The organism is Mesorhizobium sp. CAU 1741 (genome assembly GCF_039839275.1).
In the GTDB taxonomy this organism is placed as follows: Bacteria; Pseudomonadota; Alphaproteobacteria; order Rhizobiales; family Rhizobiaceae; genus Aerobium.
The window spans coordinates 528,340-545,583 of sequence record NZ_JBDOQP010000002.1 but is presented as its reverse complement, the minus strand read 5'-3'; the positions used below and the strand labels follow the sequence as shown (position 1 = coordinate 545,583).

At 64.8% G+C, this 17,244-nt stretch carries 14 protein-coding genes and 1 pseudogene; 9 read left to right on the top strand and 6 right to left on the bottom strand.

All coding sequences use genetic code 11. The features are described 5' to 3' along the window. Positions 1-18 precede the first annotated feature (18 nt). From AAFN84_RS09460 to AAFN84_RS09425, 8 genes and pseudogenes are all read left to right on the top strand, one after another. The gene (locus AAFN84_RS09460; RefSeq protein WP_347514305.1) at positions 19-945 is read left to right on the top strand and encodes a hypothetical protein; all 927 of its coding nucleotides are present in this window, start codon (positions 19-21) and stop codon (positions 943-945) included. A 331-nt stretch (positions 946-1,276) separates the two neighbouring features. Next, entirely contained in the window at positions 1,277-2,476 is a 1,200-nt protein-coding gene (locus AAFN84_RS09455; protein ID WP_347514304.1) for an amino acid ABC transporter substrate-binding protein, read from the top strand. Positions 2,477-2,552: 76 nt separating this feature from the next. Then, on the top strand, positions 2,553-3,419 hold the full coding sequence (locus AAFN84_RS09450; RefSeq protein WP_347514303.1) for a branched-chain amino acid ABC transporter permease: 867 nt from the start codon (positions 2,553-2,555) through the stop codon (positions 3,417-3,419). After that, a complete protein-coding gene (locus AAFN84_RS09445; RefSeq protein ID WP_347514302.1) occupies positions 3,416-4,393 on the top strand; it encodes a branched-chain amino acid ABC transporter permease in 978 nt (325 codons plus the stop codon). The genes AAFN84_RS09450 and AAFN84_RS09445 overlap by 4 nt, the downstream gene beginning before the upstream one ends. Positions 4,394-4,610: 217 nt before the next feature. After that, positions 4,611-5,342, top strand: coding sequence for an ABC transporter ATP-binding protein (locus AAFN84_RS09440; RefSeq protein ID WP_347514301.1), 732 nt, complete (start codon positions 4,611-4,613; stop codon positions 5,340-5,342). Further along, positions 5,335-6,039: pseudogene (locus AAFN84_RS09435) on the top strand (ABC transporter ATP-binding protein); the annotation flags it as partial. The gene AAFN84_RS09440 and the pseudogene AAFN84_RS09435, both read left to right, overlap by 8 nt. A gap of 1,089 nt (positions 6,040-7,128) precedes the next feature. Continuing rightward, positions 7,129-8,589, top strand: coding sequence for an aldehyde dehydrogenase family protein (locus tag AAFN84_RS09430; RefSeq protein WP_347514300.1), 1,461 nt, complete (start codon positions 7,129-7,131; stop codon positions 8,587-8,589). Between the two features lie 145 nt (positions 8,590-8,734). Next, positions 8,735-9,103: a hypothetical protein gene (locus tag AAFN84_RS09425; protein WP_347514299.1), complete on the top strand. Its 369-nt coding sequence runs from the start codon at positions 8,735-8,737 to the stop codon at positions 9,101-9,103. Positions 9,104-9,259: 156 nt separating this feature from the next. Here AAFN84_RS09425 and AAFN84_RS09420 read toward each other — a convergent pair whose 3' ends face one another. The 6 genes from AAFN84_RS09420 to AAFN84_RS09395 form a co-directional block, all read right to left on the bottom strand. Beyond that, positions 9,260-9,520 (bottom strand): formate dehydrogenase subunit delta, encoded by a 261-nt coding sequence (locus AAFN84_RS09420; RefSeq protein ID WP_347514298.1) that lies wholly within the window; start codon positions 9,518-9,520, stop codon positions 9,260-9,262. After that, on the bottom strand, positions 9,510-10,334 hold the full coding sequence (gene fdhD, locus AAFN84_RS09415; RefSeq protein ID WP_347515092.1) for a formate dehydrogenase accessory sulfurtransferase FdhD: 825 nt from the start codon (positions 10,332-10,334) through the stop codon (positions 9,510-9,512). The genes AAFN84_RS09420 and fdhD overlap by 11 nt, the downstream gene beginning before the upstream one ends. A 15-nt stretch (positions 10,335-10,349) precedes the next feature. Then, entirely contained in the window at positions 10,350-13,244 is a 2,895-nt protein-coding gene (fdhF, locus tag AAFN84_RS09410) for a formate dehydrogenase subunit alpha (protein WP_347514297.1), read from the bottom strand. 223 nt (positions 13,245-13,467) lie between these two features. Continuing rightward, complete coding sequence (locus AAFN84_RS09405; protein ID WP_347514296.1) at positions 13,468-15,024, bottom strand: NADH-quinone oxidoreductase subunit NuoF; 1,557 nt, start codon at positions 15,022-15,024, stop codon at positions 13,468-13,470. Then, the gene (locus tag AAFN84_RS09400; protein WP_347514295.1) at positions 15,021-15,500 is read right to left on the bottom strand and encodes a formate dehydrogenase subunit gamma; all 480 of its coding nucleotides are present in this window, start codon (positions 15,498-15,500) and stop codon (positions 15,021-15,023) included. The genes AAFN84_RS09405 and AAFN84_RS09400 overlap by 4 nt, the downstream gene beginning before the upstream one ends. Before the next feature lie 128 nt (positions 15,501-15,628). After that, positions 15,629-16,528 carry a LysR family transcriptional regulator gene (locus tag AAFN84_RS09395; RefSeq protein WP_347515091.1) on the bottom strand — a complete coding sequence of 300 codons (900 nt, stop codon included), beginning with the start codon at positions 16,526-16,528 and terminating at the stop codon, positions 15,629-15,631. 128 nt (positions 16,529-16,656) lie between these two features. Here AAFN84_RS09395 and AAFN84_RS09390 point away from each other — a divergent pair, with 128 nt between their 5' ends. Continuing rightward, positions 16,657-17,226, top strand: a complete 570-nt coding sequence (locus tag AAFN84_RS09390) for an NADPH-dependent FMN reductase (RefSeq protein ID WP_347514294.1) — start codon at positions 16,657-16,659, stop codon at positions 17,224-17,226. Positions 17,227-17,244: the final 18 nt, after the last annotated feature.

Below are 17,244 nucleotides of genomic sequence, written 5' to 3'. Positions count from 1 at the left end.
ACGATTGACAGGTGGCGCATGACGGCCTTGATGCATCTGGCCGCGCGCCATGGCAGGGCGTTGCTGATCCTCGGTCTGGTGCTCGGCATCGCGCTGCCCGGCCTGGCGCTGGTCATGCGCGACTGGATTCCGGAGACGATCGCAGCCCTTCTTTTCTTCGCCGCGCTGCGCATAGGGCCGCGCGCCGCGATGGGCGCGATGGCGGATGTGGGAAGCACGCTCGGCGTGCTGGCGATTACCCAGCTCGCCTTTCCGCTTCTTCTTACGATGGCTTTTCTCGCTGCCGGATGGACGGGGCCGCTGGCCATGGGGCTCATCCTGATGGCCGCCGCAGCACCGATCAGCGGCAGTCCCAGCATCACCATCATGACCGGGAACGATCCGGCGCCGGCGCTGCGGGTGATGATCTTCGGCACGGCGCTGCTGCCGCTGACGGTCATTCCCGTCTTCTGGCTGCTGCCTGCCCTCGATGGCGGCGGAGCGGTGCTTCTGGCCGCCGGCCGGCTGTTGCTGGTCATCGCCATCGCGGTCGCCTGCGGTTTTCTCGTCAGGGCCTTCGTGATGCGCGATCCGGGGCCGGACGCCATAAAGTCCATCGACGGCGTCTCGGCGATCCTGCTCGGCGTGGTGGTGATCGGGCTGATGTCGGCGGTCGGGCCGGCGATTACCGCCGACCCGGTGGGCCTTGCGATCAACCTCGCCGTCGCCTTCGCCGTCAATTTCGTGCTTCAGATAGCAACGACGGCGGCATTGCGGCGTGCGGGACGGGACCGCGTCGCGGTGCCGTACGGCATCGTCACGGGCAACCGCAACATCGGCATCTTCCTCACCGCGCTGCCGCTGTCGGTGACAGACCCGCTGCTGCTTTTCATCGGCTGCTACCAGATACCGATGTACCTGACGCCGATGTTGCTGGGGCGATTCTACGCGGCCCGCCACGCCTGAAGCGCCCCTGCCTATAATGTATACACCGCGGCATTTCCGGCGAACCGGATTTCACCCTCGCTCGGCGCGACGCATTAACGGTATCGTGACATCCCGGCGGAATTGACTTCCGCGCGTCGTGCGCATGTGTATACAATCTTGAAGAATCAGCGGTGACAGAACGCCGGAAAGCCAATAATCTGGTTTCTGTCGCTACGATCGGGTGGGAGGAATCGAAGCCGTTCAGAGCATGAAGTTTCCATATCGTTCGTTCGCAAGAGCCGGAGGAGGCCGCAAGCGTGCGATATCGGAAGGGAGAGCCACAGTTTTTTTGGTTAACAGGGAGGAAACCATGTTGAGACGTACGTTTATCGCGCTTGCAACATCCGTTGCAGTGCTTGGCGCCACGAGCGGCGCATCATTTGCCCAGGAAGTCTTGAAGATCGGCGCCAGCGCGCCGAAGACCGGGCCGCTGGCCGGCGGCGCGGCGATGACCCATTGGCCTAACGTTCATATGTGGGTCAACGAGGTCAACGAACGTGGCGGGCTGGATATCGGCGGCACCAAGCACACGATCGAGTTGGTCGAATACGACGACCAGACCAGCGCCGAAACCGCGATCCAGAACATCCAGCGCATGGCGACACAGGATCAGGTCGACTTCATCGTCACCCCGTACTCCACCGGCATCAATGTCGCGACCGCGCCGATGATTGCCCAGCACGGCTATCCGCACATCACCACCAGCGCCGCCACCGACGGCGTCGAGGACTTCGCGGCGCGTTGGCCGAACTCGTTCTGGATGCTGGGTACCGCCACACAGCTTGCCGAGGGTGCCGTCCAAACGCTGACGATGCTTCGCGACAAGGGCGACATCGGCAACAAGGTCGCACTCGTGCATGTTGCCGATGCGTTCGGCCTCGAACTGGCAGGCGCTGCAAAGCCTGCACTCGAGGCAGCCAACTTCGAAGTGGTGTATGAGGCCTCCTATCCGCTCGGCACACAGGACGTCGCGCCGATCATCAGCGGGGCCAAGGATGCGGCGCCCGACGCCTTCATCGGCTTCTCCTATCCAGGCGACACTTTTGCGCTGACCGAGCAGGCGCAGATTCAGGACCTGGACGTCGGCGCTTTCTATGTCGGCGTCGGCACGGCGTTCCCGCCCTATGCGGCCCGCTTTGGAGCCGCCGCCGAAGGCGTGATCGGCATCGGCGGCATCAACGTCGCCGATCCGAAGATCGCCGACTATATCGAGCGTCACACGGCCGCGGCCGGCCAGGGTCCGGACTTCTGGGCGAGCGCCACCACCTATGCCGGCCTGCAGGTGCTCGAACAGGCGATCGTGGCTGCGGGAACCAAGGACCGCGCCGCCGTCGTCGAGGCGATCAAGAACGGCACCTTCGATACGGTGATCGGTGAGGTGAAGTTCGAAAACAACGTCAATCCGAATGTCTGGACCGTGGGCCAGTGGCGCGACGGCGTCTTCGTCGCGGTTGCGGCCGACGGCATGGACGTGGCCCAGGAGCCGGTCAAGAAGGAAGGCTGGGAGTAATATCCCCGCCGATCTCGGACAACTCTCCGGCGCGAGCAAGGCTCGCGCCGGATGGCACTAGCGGTAGAGACGTCACATGCAGATCATCGTCACCGGCATCTTGCTGAGCGGCACCTATGCGCTGATCGCGCTGGGGCTGACGCTGCAATATGGCGTCGCCCGCATCATGAATCTCGCCAATGGCGAGACGCTGGTGGCCGGATGCTTCATCGCCTTCTGGCTTTACGCCTCCTTCGCCATCAATCCGATCCTCGGGCTGGCGATCATCGCGCCGCTCGCCTTCGCCTTCAACTGGGGTGTTTACCAGATCGCGCTGCGGCCGCTGGTCAAGCGGGCAAAGAACAAGGGCATGCTGGAGGTGGACTCCATCCTGGCGACCTTCGGCCTGCTGTTCCTGCTGCAGGGGCTGATGCTGCTCGGCTTCGGCGGCGAATATTTCAACTACCAGTTCCTCGCCGAGCGCTTCGTGATCTTCGGTTCAGCCTATGGCCTCAACCGTGTCGTCGCCTTTTCCGCCGCGGTGGTGATCGCGGGGGCGCTCTATTACTTCCTTTATCATACGCGGCAGGGTACGGCGGTGCGCGCGGTCGCGGCCGATCCGGCCTCGGCCAATCTCGTCGCCATCGACGTCGCCCGTACCGCTGCGATCGCATTCGCGCTGGGTGGCGCGCTGACGGCCTGCGGCGGAGCGCTGCTGTCGACCTTCTACACCTTCAACGCGGCGATGGGCATCACCTTCACCATGAAGGCGCTGATCATCGTCATCATGGGCGGTGTCGGCGACGTACGCGGCGCGGTGCTTGCCGCCCTGATACTGGGCCTTGCGGAAACCGCGGTGGCAAGCCTGATCGATCCCGGACTGACGCTCGCAGCGACCTACGCGCTGTTCATCATCGTGCTTCTGTTCAGGCCGCAAGGCATGTTCGGGAGACAGACGACGTGAGCGCGCTTCCGTTCGACCTGACGCAGAAGGAACTGCGCATCGGAGCGGTGGGCGCGGTCGTCGCCGCCGTGGCCGCGCTGCTGCCGCTCGTGGATCAGGGCTATTACCTGTCGCTGTCCGTCAACATCATGATGTATGCGGCACTGTGCACCGCGTGGTCGCTGTTCTCGGGGCCGACGCATTACGTCTCGCTGGCAACGGCGGCCTTTTTCGGCCTCGGGACCTATTCGGTCGCGCTGTGGATCGACTTCCTGCCCTTTCCGTTGCTGGTTGGACTGGGTGCGGTGGTCGCGGCGGTGGTGGCGGGGCTCGTCGGTGCGGCGACGCTGAGGCTGTCGGGCGTCTATTTCGTGATCTTCACGCTGGGGCTGGCGGAACTCGTGCGCCAGCTCATGACTTGGGGGCAGGCGAAGTTCACCGGCAAGATGGGCCTCTACGTCTTCACCGATTTCCGCGAGATGCACATCTACTGGATGCTGCTGGCGCTCACCGTCGTGGTGTTCGTCACGGGCTGGGCGATCAATCGCTCGCGTCTCGGCTTCGCCATGCAGATCATCGGCAACGACGAGACCGTGGCGCGACATGTCGGCATCGACACGGCACGCTCGAAGATCATCCTGTTCATGATCTCCGGCGCGTTCATCGGCATCGTCGGCGCCATCTGCGCCCCGCGCTATGCCTATATCCAGCCGACCTCGGCCTTCAACCCGATGATCTCGTTCCTCGTCGTCATCATGGCGCTGCTGGGCGGTACCAAGCGGCTGTGGGGTCCGCTGGTCGGCGTCATCCCGTTCACCATCGTCATGGACATCGTCAATTCGCGTTTCCCGAACCACACTTCGATCGTGATCGGCCTCGCCTTCCTCGCCATCGTCTATTTCATCCCAAACGGGGTGACGGGCGTGATCGAGCAGGCACGGGCGAAGTGGCGCGCGCGGAACGGGGCGGCGGCAAGTGCGGAGAGGGCGGCATGAGGGCTGGGTTTCCACGTCGCGTTCCTTCGCGCCCCCCTCTGTCCTGCCGGACATCTCCCCCACGAGGGGGGAGATGGGCAGCTTCGCGCTTTGCATTCATCCAGCGAGGGGCGCTATTGGCGAAAACGGAAGTCCAATCTGATCTCCCCCCTCGTGGGGGAGATGTCCGGCAAGACAGAGGGGGGCAACGTAGAGCGCCTCGAAGCGAGATCCTGTCATGACCCCCGCTCTTTCCGTCCGCGCCGCGCGCAAGACGTTTGGCGGCCTCGTCGCCGTCAACGACGTTTCGTTCGACGTTCGGCAAGGCGAGCTGCTCGGGCTGATCGGGCCGAACGGGTCTGGCAAGACCACGATGCTCAATCTTATCTCGGGCGCACTCAAGCCGACGTCGGGCGCCATCCTTCTGGAGGGCGAGACGATTTCGGGGCTCGCCGCGCATCACATTGCGCGCAAGGGCATCGCCCGGACGTTCCAGCTCGTGAAGATACTGCCCTCGCTGGACGCGGCGCAGAACGTCACCGCCGGCGCGGTCTTCGGCCACAGGCGGCTGTGGGGCGACGATGCGCGGGCTCTGGCTCACACCCTGCTCGACCGCGTGGGGCTGGCCGACCGCGCCCACATGCCGGTGTCGTCGATGACCTATATCGACCAGAAGCGCGTCGAGCTTGCCCGGGCGCTGGCGTCGGACCCGCGCGTGCTGCTGCTCGACGAATGGCTGGCTGGCCTCAACCCCAGCGAGCTGAAGATCGGCATTTCGCTGATAGACGAGCTGCGCCATGAGGGCCGCACGATCATCATGGTCGAGCACGTCATGGACGCGATCCGGACGCTGTGCGACCGCTGCGTGGTGATGTCGAGCGGCGTCAGGATCGCCGAAGGCGGCGTGGCGGAGACGCTGTCCGACCCGGAAGTCGTGCGTGCGTATCTGGGAGACGACGACGATGCTTGAGGTGAAGGACGTCGCCGTCAGCTATGGCCGCCACCGCGCGCTGGAAGGCGTGAGCCTGCGCGTGGAAAAGGGCGAGATCTGCGTCATCCTCGGCGCCAACGGGGCCGGCAAGTCGACATTGCTCAAGACGATCGCCGGCATGGTTCCTGCCGAAGCAGGCAGCGCGATCGTCATGAACGGCAAGACGATCACCGCGATGAAGGCGCACAAGATCGTCGAGGAGGGCATCGCGCTGGTGCCTGAAGGTCGCGGCATCTTCGGCGACCTGACGGTGGCGGAAAATCTGCAGCTCGGCGCATTCGCCAATCGCGCCCGCTCGCACGAGGCAGAGACGCTGGCGCTCATCTACCGCCTATTCCCCAAGCTCGCGGAGCGCAAGGGACAGGTCGCGCGCACCATGTCGGGTGGCGAGCAGCAGATGGTGGCGATCGGCCGGGCGCTGATGTCGCGCCCAGACATCCTGATGCTCGACGAGCCGTCGCTGGGCCTGTCGCCTCTACTCTCTAAGGAACTGTTCAAGTCGCTGGCCGAAGTGGCCGCGACCGGGGTCGGCATCCTGCTGGTCGAGCAGAATGCCAAGCAGAGCCTCAAGATCGCCCGGCGCGGCTATCTCATCGAGAATGGCCACGTCACCGGAGAGAATACCGCCGAAGCGCTGATGAACGATCCCGCCGTGGTGAGCGCCTATCTCGGCGGCGGCGCTACCGCTGCGCCGAAAGCTGAGCGCGCCGGGCCGCGCTTCGTGCTGCCGGCATTCCTGCGCCTGCCACTGGACATGGCGGGCATGACGCGGTCGCTGGCCGGATTTGCAGCCCGCGCAGGCGCGATTCAGCAGGCCTTCGTGCGTGTCCTGCGGCGCGAGCAAAGCCTACCATCGGCCTTCGTCGGTCGCTACGATCCCAAGGCAGGGCCTGACCCGTGGCAGGACCTGGCCGCATCCCAACCGGCGATGACGGTTTCCGCACGGACGGTCATATCCGATGAGGCACGCCGGTTGAGCGGCAGCGCCGCGCTCTTGTCGCAACGTGCCAGCGAGCGGCTGGCGGCGCATGTCGCGTCAAGGCGGATGTCGAAGCAGGCGCCGTCATTCGCCGCGATGAAGCCGGACGTGACTGTGGTGTCTCCCGCGAGACAGGATGATCCGGAGCCGGAACAGCCAATCGAACGCATTGATCCGCCGAACCATGGGCTGATGGGCCACAACAGTGCCGGAATCGAGATTGACGATGAGGTGGTGGATACGCCGCTGCCAATCGATACTTCGCGGGACGAACCCGAGACGCTGCCTGCACCCGCATCACGGGCAGCGCCGCCCGGCCTGTCGATCGCCGATCTCGCGGCGCGCGCAGCGGCGATCCAGGCCGAGCATGTCGCGCGCAACCGGAAGCCGGCGGCAGAAAAGCCTGCCCGGGTCGAAGTAGAGCCAGTTGCCGTGCCGTCGGAAGACGTGACCGGAGCCGGCGCTGCGCCGACCCAGGGCGTGTCCTTCGCCGATCTCGCCGCCAAGGCGGCGGCGATCCAGGCGGCGCATGTCGCACGGAACCGCAAGCCGGCGACCGCCAGGGAACCCGTGGACGTCTGGACGCCTGAAGTGAAGCCGGTGAGGCCGGCCAACGAAGCGATTTCGGATCTGGTGGCGCGCGCGTCGTCGATCCATTCGGCGCATGTGGCGGAGCGGCGCAAGCGGCTCACCGCCCACATGATACCCATCCAGCCTTCCCAGAAGGCTGACAATGACAGTCCCGCTAAGAAGAAGAAGCGGAAGAAACACAAGGAGGCTTGATCGATGGCTCGTGTATTCGAAGGCATGTATATCGGTGGCGGCTGGGCCGCGGCCAAGAAGACGTTCAAGGACCTGAACCCGGCTGATGGCTCGGTGTGGGCCGAAGTGCCGGATTCCGGCAAGGCGGAGACGGCGGCCGCGATCGAGGCCGCGCAGGCGGCATTCCCCGAATGGTCGAAGCTGCCCTTTTCCAAACGCGCGCACTATCTGCACAAGGCGGCAGAGATCTGGGAAAAGCGCAAGATGGAGATCATCGACGCGATCCAGGCCGAAGGCGGCGGCTGGTTCGGCAAAGGCATGTTCGAGACCGGCTACGTCACCGAAGTCTTCCATGCCGCTGCCGCGTCCGTATGGCAGTCGACGGGCGAGGTGCTGCCGTCGGACTACGGCAAGGTTTCGATGGCGGTTCGCCGTCCGATGGGCGTGGTCTCGGTCATCAGCCCGTGGAACTTCCCCTGCATCCTGTCGGCGCGCGGCTTCCTGTTCCCGCTGGCCGCCGGCAACACCATCGTGCTCAAGCCGTCGGAAGAGACGCCGTATCTCGGCGGACTGCTGTTTGCGGAAATCTTCGAGGAAGCGGGCCTGCCCAAGGGCGTCTTCAACGTGGTCACCTGCTCGCGCGACAATGTCGGCGAGGTCGGCGACGAGCTGATCGAGCATCCTTACGTGAAGGGCATCTCGTTCACCGGTTCAACGGCGGTCGGCCGGCAGATCGCGGCCAAGGCGGGTGCGCATCTCAAGAAGTGCTGCGTCGAGCTCGGCGGCAAGGACTCGCTGATCGTGCTGGAAGATGCCGAGATGGAGCGCGCCACCCAGGCCGCCAATTTCGGCTCGTTCATGCACCAGGGCCAGATCTGCATGTCGGTGGAGAAGGTGCTGGTGCACGAGAAGATCTTCGACGAGTTCCTCAAGCGCTTCGTCGAACGCGCATCGAAGCTCAAGGTCGGCGATCCGACCAAGAGCAAGGAGCACATCATCGGCCCGCTCATCAACGACAAGCAGGTCGCCAAGGTCAAGGAACAGCTCGAAGACGCCATCGCCAAGGGCGCCAAGGTGGTGCTGGGCGGCAAGATCGAAGGCCGCTTCGTCGAACCCACGATCCTGACGGGCGTGACGCCGGACATGAAGCTCTACCAGGACGAGACCTTCGGCCCGGTCGTGCCGGTGATCCCGTTCCGCAGCGACGACGAGGCCATTCAGATCGCCAACGACACCGAATATGGCCTGTCCGCCGGCGTGATGACACGCGACGAGGGCAGGGCGCTTGCGATCGTCAACCAGCTCGACACCGGCAACTGCCACGTCAACTGCTCGAGCGTGAACGACGAGCCGCATGTGCCGTTCGGCGGGTTCAAGGCGTCGGGATCGGGCAAGCATGGCGGCCGCTGGTCGCTCGAGACCTTCACCGAGACGCGCTGGATCACGCTCGACCGCGGCGGCAGGCCTTACCCACCCATGTTCTGAAGTATTCGGAACCCTGGTTGCTTCGAGGGCCGGGCGCCAAGCGCCCGGCCTTCTTGCGTTTGCAAGAGGACGCAAGCAGGCAGGTGTAAAGGCCGCGACGGCATGATATATTCCTTCCGCCCATTTTCGGGCATGGGGAACTGCGATGCCAAACGTTTCGAACTACTATTTCGGCACGGCGATCATATTTCTGATCGCCGGCATCATGATCGGCCTGCACATGTCGATCACGCACAGCTACGCGCCCGCCGGCGCGCATGCACATATAAACCTGCTGGGCTGGGTCACCATGTCCCTGTTCGGCACCTACCTCGCGCTCAATCCGCACAAGGCCGCCTGGCAACTGGCGAGAATTCAGTACTACATCTACACGGCCGGCGTGCTGGTGATGACGCCCAGCCTCTATCTGCTCCTGAGCGGCTACACCGGCGTCGAACCGCTGGTTGCGATCTCTTCGCTGGTCACCTTCGCCGGCGTGATTCTCTTCGCCTACATCATCTTCAGGAAGGCTTAGAAAGGCGCACCACTGTCATTGGGCTGTCACACCGTTCTGGCAAAAGGCGGACAATACAGATCGCCCAGTCGATGACCGCGGATGAACCGGCAGCGACGAACGGGTGCAGGGAAAGGTCGGGGTCTCCCGGCCTTTTTCGTTTGCACCAGGATAGGGCTATCCCGCCTTGCGCTCTTCGGCGGGGCGGCGAATCCTTTCGGCGGCCTCGACGACGATCGGCTTCAGACCTTCGCCGCCTGTATCCATTACTTCGAAGAAGTGGCGGCGCATGCGCGGTTCCCAGAACTTGTTGATGTGCTCCGCAATGCCAGCGACGCCTTCTTCGCGCGGCTTCGATTCGAAGAAGGTGCCGATCTGGTTGGCCATGCGGATCAGCTTGGCATGAGGATTGGTGTCGTGCGCATCGTCATGCGACATGCCGGGCATCTCCGATATCGAGGCGTTCAGGATGGGTGAAGACGTCGAACTCGTCACCGCGGACCAGCGCGACCAGCGTCATCCCGCAGGTTTCCGCGGTGCGGATCGCAAGCGCGGTGGGAGCCGAAACGGCAAGGACGAAGGGCGATCCGATGGCCGCTGCCTTCTGCACCATCTCCACGGAGACGCGGCTGGTGACCACGACCGCGCCGCTACCGCCGTCGATGCCCGCCTTGGCGAGAGCGCCGGCGAGCTTGTCGAGCGCGTTGTGCCGGCCGACATCCTCGCGCGCCATGACGATACCCTTCCCGGCGATATAGAAACCGGCCGCGTGGACCGCGCCGGTCTCGGCATGGAAGGGCTGCTGCTTCGACAGGAGCTTGACCGCGCGGGTGACGTCGTCGGCGGCAAGGGTCAATGAAGCGTCGCTGACATCGCGTGCCGAGCGCATCGCCTCGTCGATCGATTCGATGCCGCAAAGGCCGCAACCGACGGGACCGGCAAGGCGCCTGCGCCGCGCCTGGAAGCGCGTGTTGGCCGTGTCCTTGAGCCGGATCTGAATGTCGACGCCGGTGCCTGCATCCTCGACCGTCACCGTGTCGATCTCTTCGGCGGAAGCGATGATGCCTTCCGTCAGCGAGAAGCCGAGCGCGAAGTCCTCGAAATCCGACGGGCTTGCCATCATCACCGCATGCGTGGTGCCGGCATAAGACAGCGCCACCGGCGTCTCCTCCGGCACGTTGCGCGCGGCAGCCGCCGTGCCCGATGCGCGACGGGCAATGCGGGTGGAGGAGGTGATGGGGGGGCGGGTCAATTCGGCCACCGCCTATTACTCCGCCGCCTCCAGCGGCCGCTCGATGCGGCGTGACTGGCGCGACAGGTCCTCGTAGTCCTCCTGCCACTGCGACGGCCCGTTGGAGGGGCCGACCTGGACGGCGGTGACCTTGTATTCGGGGCAGTTCGTCGCCCAGTCGGAATAGTCGGTGGTGATGACGTTGGCCTGCGTGTCCGGGTGGTGGAAGGTCGTGTAGACCACGCCCGGCGAGACGCGATCGGTGATCGTCGCCCGCAAGGTGGTTTCGCCAGCCCGGCTGGTGAGCCGTACCCAGTCGCCCTCGCGCACACCGCGCTGTTCGGCATCGTGGGGATGGATTTCCAGCAGGTCCTCGTCGTGCCACATGACGTTGGCGGTGCGTCTCGTCTGGGCGCCGACATTGTACTGCGACAGGATGCGGCCGGTGGTCAGCAGCAGCGGGAAACGCGGTCCGGTCTTCTCGTCCGTGGCGACATATTCGGTGCGGATGAACTTGCCGCGACCGCGCACGAAGCCGTCGACATGCATGATCGGCGTACCTTCCGGCGCCTTTTCGTTGCACGGCCACTGCACCGAGCCCTTCTCGTCGAGAACGGCATAGCTGACGCCGGTGAACGACGGCGTCATCGCCGCGATCTCGTCCATGATCTCGGAAGGATGGGCGTAATTCCACTTGACGCCCATCGCCTGGGCGAGCTTCTGCGTCACCTCCCAGTCGGCGAGGCCGTTCTTCGGCGAAATCACCTTGCGGACCCGATTGATGCGGCGCTCGGCATTGGTGAACGTGCCGTCCTTCTCGAGGAAGGTGGAGCCGGGCAGGAAGACGTGGGCATAGCGCGCCGTCTCGTTGAGGAAGAGGTCGTGCACCACGACGCATTCCATCGCGGCAAGCCCGGCAGAGACATGTTTGGTGTCGGGGTCCGACTGGAGGATGTCCTCGCCCTGGATGTAGATGCCGCGGAAAGAGCCTTCGACTGCGGCGTCAAGCATGTTGGGAATGCGCAGGCCGGGCTCGTTGTCGAGCTCGACGCCCCAGAGCTTCTCGAAGCTCTCGCGCACCGCGTCGGTCGAAACGTGGCGGTAGCCGGGAAACTCGTGCGGGAACGACCCCATGTCGCAGGAGCCCTGCACGTTGTTCTGGCCGCGCAGCGGGTTCACGCCGACGCCGGGACGTCCGATATTGCCGGTGAGCATCGCAAGATTGGCGATGCCCATCACGGTGGTCGAGCCCTGGCTGTGCTCGGTCACGCCGAGGCCGTAATAGATCGCGCCGTTGCCGCCGGTGGCATAGAGCCGTGCCGCCTGGCGGATGGTCTCGGCCGGCACGCCGGACAGTTTCTCGACCGCTTCAGGGCTGTGCCGCTCTTCAGCGACGAAGGCCGCATAATCCTCGAATTCCGACCAGTCGCAGCGTTCGCGGATGAAGGCCTCGTCGAACAGGCCCTCGGTGACGATGACATGCGCCAGCGAGGTGACGACGGCGACATTGGTGCCGGGAAGCAGCGGCAGGTGATGCGTCGCCTTGGCGTGAACGGAAGTGACGGTCTCGGTCTCGCGCGGATCGAGCACGATGAGCTTGGCGCCCTGCCGGATGCGCTTCTTCATGCGCGAGGCGAAGACCGGGTGGGCGGCCGACGGGTTGGCGCCGATCACCATGATCACGTCGGAATGCTCGACCGAATCGAAGTCCTGCGTGCCGGCCGACGTGCCGTAGGTCTGGCCGAGGCCGTAGCCAGTTGGCGAATGGCAGACGCGGGCGCATGTATCGACATTGTTGTTGCCGAAGCCTTGGCGGATCAGCTTCTGGACGAGATAGGTTTCTTCATTCGTGCAGCGCGAAGAGGTGATGCCGCCGATGGCGCCCTTGCCGTACTGGTACTGGATGCGGCGGAACTCGTTGGCGACATGGGCGAAGGCTTCGTCCCAGGTGACTTCGCGCCACGGGTCGGTGATCTTCTCGCGCACCATCGGGTTGAGGATGCGATCCGTGTGGTTGGAGTAGCCATATGCGAAGCGGCCCTTGACGCAGGAATGACCGCGATTGGCCTTGCCGTCCTTGTAGGGCACCATGCGCACCAGCTCGTCGCCGCGCATCTCCGCCTTGAACGAGCAGCCGACGCCGCAATAGGCACAGGTGGTGACCACCGAATGCTCGGGCTGGCCGATCTCGATGACGGATTTCTCGGTCAGCGTCGCGGTCGGGCATGCCTGCACGCAGGCGCCGCAGGAGACGCATTCCGAGGACAGGAAATCCTGATGCATGCCCGGTGACACGCGGCTGCCGAAGCCACGGCCCTCGATGGTCAGCGCGAAGGTTCCCTGAACCTCCTCGCAGGCCCGCACGCAGCGCGAGCAGACGATGCACTTGGCAGGATCGTAGGTGAAATACGGGTTGGACTCGTCCTTCGGCATCCAGCGCATGTTGGCGGCGCCATCCGAAAGGGCGTCGCGGCTCTTGGCGAAGACGTGGTTATCGCCGTCGTAGCCGTAGCGCACGTCGCGCAGGCCGACCGCGCCCGCCATGTCCTGAAGTTCGCAGTCGCCATTGGCCGCGCAGGTCAGGCAGTCGAGCGGATGGTCGGAGATGTAGAGCTCCATCACGCCGCGACGGATGTCCTTCAGTCGGCCGGTCTGCGTGTGCACCACCATGCCATCGGCGACCGGCGTCGTGCAGGACGACGGCGTGCCGTTGCGTCCCTCGATCTCGACGAGGCAGAGCCGGCAGGAGCCGAAGGCGTCGACCATGTCGGTGGCGCACAGCTTCGGAATGGCGATGCCGGCATCCATCGATGCGCGCATGACGGATGTGCCCTCGGGCACCGTGACGGTGAAACCGTCGACGGTGAGCGTCACCTGCTTGTCGGAATTAGAGGCCGGGGTGCCGTAGTCGATTTCGTGAATGAGACCCATGGTTCAGGCTCCCTTAAAAAGGCCGGAGAGGTCGCGTTCCTTCACGCCCCCCTCTGTCCTGCCGGACATCTCCCCCACGCGGGGGGAGATTGGCCACTGAAATGAGATCGCTTTTTCTGCAAAGCTGAAGATTGGCGAAAGCTTTGATTCCTGCTGATCTCCACCCTTGTGGGGGAGATGTCCGGCAGGACAGAGGGGGGCGCCGTAGAGCATCGTCGTCTCCCTATTCTGCAGCTTCGGCGACCGCGCGGGGCGCAAAGTCGTCTGGGAAATGATTGATGGCGCTCATGACAGGATAGGGCGTGAAACCGCCAAGCGCGCAGAGCGAACCGAACTTCATCGTGTTGCACAGGTCGGTGACAAGCGCGAGGTTCCGGTCAGCGTCGATGCCGGCGGCGACCTTGTCTAAGGTCTCGACGCCCCTCGTCGAGCCGATGCGGCAGGGCGTGCACTTGCCGCATGATTCGATGGCGCAGAACTCCATCGCGAACCGCGCCTGCTTGAGCATGTCGGCGGTGTCGTCGAAGACGGTGATGCCGGCATGGCCGATCAGGCCATCCTTTGCCGCGAACGCCTCGTAGTCGAACGGCGTGTCGAACAGCGCGCGCGGGAAGTAGGCGCCGAGCGGGCCGCCGACCTGCACCGCCTTGACCGGACGGCCCGAGGCGGTACCGCCGCCGATGACGTCGACGATCTCGCCCAGCGACATGCCGAACGCGGCCTCGAACAACCCGCCATGCTTGACGTTGCCCGCGATCTGGATCGGGATCGTGCCGCGCGACCGGCCCATGCCGAAATCGCGGTAGTGCTCCGCGCCCTTGTCGAGGACGATCGGCACGGACGCCAGGGAGATGACATTGTTGATCACGGTCGGCCTGCCGAACAGGCCCTGGATCGCCGGCAGCGGCGGCTTGGCGCGCACGACGCCGCGCTTGCCTTCGAGCGAATTGAGCAGCGAGGTTTCCTCGCCGCAGACGTAAGCGCCCGCGCCGGAGCGAATCTCGATGTCGAAGGCATTCGGCGAGCCGAGAACCGTCGTCCCCAGGATGCCGGCCCGGCGCGCCAACTCGACCGCCTTCTCCATCACGCGGATCGCGTGCGGGTATTCGGAGCGGATATAGACGAAGCCCTTGGTCGCACCGGTGGCGATGCCGGCGATCGTCATGCCCTCGATGAGCACGAAGGGATCGCCCTCCATGACCATGCGGTCCGCGAAGGTGGCGGAATCGCCCTCATCGGCATTGCAGACGATGTATTTGCGGTCGGCCGTGGCGTTGAGGACGGTGTTCCACTTGATGCCGGTCGGGAAACCGGCGCCGCCGCGCCCGCGCAGGCCCGAATCCGTCACCGTCTTGACGATGCTGGCAGGCGTCATCGCAACGGCCCGCGTCAGCCCGGCGAGGCCGCCATGGGCGCGATAATCCTCGAGCGACAGCGGATCGGTGATGCCGCAACGGGCAAAGGTGAGCCGCGTCTGCCTGGCAAGGAAGGGGATGGCTTCAGGGTCGCCGAGCGAAAGGTGATGCGCGCCGCCGGCCAGGAGATCGGCATCGAAAAGCGAGGCGACGTCCTTTGCCTTGACCGGACCGTAGGCGATGCGTCCCGCCTCCGTGGCGACCTCGACCATCGGCTCCAGCCAGTAAAGCCCGCGCGAGCCGTTGCGCACGATCTTCGCGTCGAGCCCGCGCGCCTCGATCTCGGCGGCAACAGCTTTCGCGACCTTCTCCGCGCCGAGCGCCAGGGCGCCGGAATCGCCGGGGATGTAGATGGTGGTGGTCATGCCCGCACCTCGGCGACGATTTCGTCGATGGCATCGGCATCGAGCCGGCCGATCACGTTGCCGTCGAGCATGGCGGCCGGCGCGCAAGCGCAAAGCCCGAGGCAGTAGACGGGTTCGAGCGTCACCGCGCCGTCGGCGCTGGTCTCGTGAAAGCCGATGCCGAGCAGGCGCTTGATGCGATCGGCAACCGCATCGGAGCCCATCGACTGGCAGGCCTCGGCCTGGCAGAGCTTGAGCACGTGCCGACCGGCCGGCTCTCGGCGATAATCGTGATAGAAAGTGACGACGCCGTGGACTTCGGCGTTGGAAATGTTCAGCGCCTCGGCGATGATCGGCAGGGATTCCTGCGGCACGTAACCGAAATCGTCCTGGATTTCATGCAGGATCGGCAGCAGCGGACCTTCCAGGCCCTGCAGGCCGGCGATGATTTCCGCGGTGCGCGCCGCGATCTCGGTACTTTGCGCGTGCATCGTCATGCAGCGCCCTCCCTGTATACAGTGTATGCGATCCTCAATGCATTTGCGCGTATTCCGCCCTGAAAATCAATAAAACCGAATCGTTGCCCGATAGATAATTTCTATCAAGGCGATGTGCAGTATACAGGTCAGCCGTCGCGCCTGAAGCTTTCTGCAAGCCGTCTTGCTTCGTCGAGCAGTGCCGCGACGAGCGGCGTATGCGGCTCCCGCGCCGCCGCGACGAGGCCGACGAGATGGCTGGCGTCGGGCTCGACGATGGGTATGGCGCGGATCGGTTCGGCAAAGCCGAAGGTCTCGGCCAGGTTGAGCGGCATGATCGATGCCCATTTGCCGGTGCGGATGTGGGAAAACAGGACGATCATCGAATTGGCTTCGAGCGTGGGGCGCGCGGCGGCGCCGGCTTCGGCGAGGTGCTGGTCGATGATGCGGCGGTTCTGCATGTCAGGCGTCAGCAGGCATAGCGGCAGTTCCGCCACCTCCGCCCACGTCACCTTGTCGCGCTCGGAAAGCGGATTGCCCGAGGCGGTGATGAGCTGGTAGCGCTCGGCATAGAGCGGTACGGAGGTAACGCGCCCGAGCGGCTCGTTGTCGAGATAGGTGATGCCGGCGTCGACGTCGAAATTGCCCAGCAGCGACAGCACTTCGACGGATGTCCGCGACAGGATGGTGAAGGTGACGCCGGGGTGCCTGGCCCGGAACGGTGTCGTCAGCAGCGGCGTCATGGCGAGTGCCGTGGGGATCGCCGCGATCCGCAACCGGCCCGAAAGCCCGTGACGCGCAGCGCGCATCTCTTCCTTCATGGTGCGGGCGTCGCCGGTAATGCGCTGCGCCCACGTCAGCACCTGCTCGCCTTCCGGGGTGAGCCCTTGAAAGCGTGAGCCGCGCTGCACAAGCATGACGCCGAGCTCGCCTTCGAGCTGCTTGATTGCGGCCGACAGCGTCGGCTGGGTGATGCCCAATTCTTCGGCGGCCCGGCCGAAATGCCGGGCACGAGCGAGCGCGATGAAGAATTCGAGCTTGTCGATCATGCTCAACGTCTACCCTTCAACGCCGCCACGCGCCAGCGCCGGTCACCTGCAGGTGCCTTCTTGTTTGCGCCGGCTGGCGGGTCCAGTCAGGATGGGCGACACATCAAGCACAATCGCAGGACACAGGAATGGCAATGAAACTCAACATCATCATCGGCAGCACGCGGCCCGGCCGCATCGGACCCAAGGTCGCAACCTGGCTGGAGGGCGTGGCGCGCGACCAGAGCGCCTTCGACACCGTTCTGGTCGACCTGGTCGATTTCGGGCTGCCGGTCTATGACGAGCCGAAGCATCCCCGCATGCAGGACTATGTGCACGAGCACACCAAGACCTGGGCTGCGGCGATCGCGCCGGCGGATGCGTATGTCTTCGTGACGCCGGAATACAATTATTTCCCGCCATCGTCGCTCATCAACGCGCTGACCTATCTGAGCCGGGAATGGGCCTACAAGCCAGCCGGCGTCGTCAGCTATGGCGGGATATCCGGCGGCCTGCGCGCCACGCAGGAACTGAGGCTGCTGGCGACGACTCTGCGCATGATGCCGATACCCGAGACGGTGCCGGTGCCGCTCGTCCATTCGATGATCGACGCGGAGAAGGGCTTCGTGCCGAGCGAGGCCATCGCCGGAGGCGCCAAGCTTATGCTGGACGAGTTGCACAAATGGGCTCAGGCGCTCGCGCCCATGCGCCAGGGCTAGACACCACTGCCCCGCGGT